This window comes from Xanthomonas sp. LF02-5, from assembly GCF_034105325.1.
Classification (GTDB): Bacteria; Pseudomonadota; Gammaproteobacteria; order Xanthomonadales; family Xanthomonadaceae; genus Xanthomonas_A; species Xanthomonas_A sontii.
On record NZ_JAXGGF010000024.1, the window covers coordinates 1 to 456 of the forward strand.

At 67.5% G+C, this 456-nt stretch carries 1 protein-coding gene; it reads right to left on the bottom strand.

Features of this window, described 5'->3' with window-relative positions; translation table 11 throughout:
* Positions 1-456: condensation domain-containing protein (locus tag SLW52_RS21070; protein WP_320741238.1), on the bottom strand; the 456-nt coding region annotated here is incomplete at both ends.

Here is a 456-nt window from a genome sequence, read left to right on the forward strand (position 1 = left end):
CATTGATGTCGGCCGCGGCACGCAGTTGTTCGTCCAGGCGCGTCCGCTGCTCGTCCAGGGCGCAGCCACGCAGGTCCCGGTAGCCGCTCAACGCGAGCGGCGCGCACGGCTGTATCCGCTGCAGCACGCTTCCATCCGCATGTTCGTGGTACGTGGTGCGGAGCACCTCATGGCGGCGGACGATCGCGTCCAACGCGGCGACCAATGCGTCCATGTCCAGCCTGCCGTGGATCTTCACGGGCAAGGTGATGTTGTACTGACGGCTCCCGCCGGACAGTCGGTCGATGAACCAAAGGCGTTGTTGCGCGTAGGAGAGCGGCGCCGCTGTCTGCGTTGCCCTGCGCTGGATCGGCGCCACCGCGGGCAGGTCGCGTGCGCGCTGCTCGTCGGCGCGTGCCGCCAGTTCCGCGAGCGTCTGCGATTTGAAGGCGTCGGTGATGCCGAGCGTGATCGAAT